This window comes from Psychrobacter sp. 1U2 (genome assembly GCF_051847575.1).
The window spans coordinates 1-578 of sequence record NZ_JBPYDC010001544.1 but is presented as its reverse complement, the minus strand read 5'-3'; the positions used below and the strand labels follow the sequence as shown (position 1 = coordinate 578).

Below are 578 nucleotides of genomic sequence, written 5' to 3'. Positions count from 1 at the left end.
CTTCCAAGATATTAGCTTTAACACCGATAAATTGGGTCAAGAAAAGCAAAAAAACGAGCTACTACGCCATTTGTTAGAAGACTTTGGCAAAGATATTCTGAACCTTTCCGCTGAGCGTGTCGGTAGCTTAGACGTGATCGGTAATGCTTACGAGTACCTCATCAAGCACTTCGCCGCCAGTAGTGGGGCGACGGCGGGCGAGTTCTATACGCCGCCTGAAGTATCAAGCCTGCTTGCGACGATATTAGAGCCAAGTGAGGGCGATGAGATATGTGATCCGGCCTGTGGTTCGGGGTCTCTACTCATCAAGTGCGGGGCGATGGTACGCAAAAACTCAAATTCCAAGAAGTATGCGCTATACGGTCAAGAAGCCATTGGCTCGACATGGGCACTGGCAAAGATGAATATGTTTTTGCATGGTGAGGACAACCACCGTATCGAGTGGGGCGATACCATCCGTAATCCGCTGTTATTGGATAGTGACGGTCAGTTATTACAGTTCGATGTGGTGACCGCCAACCCGCCGTTTTCACTGGATAAATGGGGCCATGGTGATGCCAGTAGCGATCCCTTTGGTC

1 protein-coding gene is annotated in these 578 nt (G+C 49.7%); it reads left to right on the top strand.

All coding sequences use genetic code 11. The features are described 5' to 3' along the window. The coding region (locus ACS8FD_RS23090; protein ID WP_439277574.1) for an HsdM family class I SAM-dependent methyltransferase at window positions 1–578 on the top strand (578 nt) is incomplete at both ends.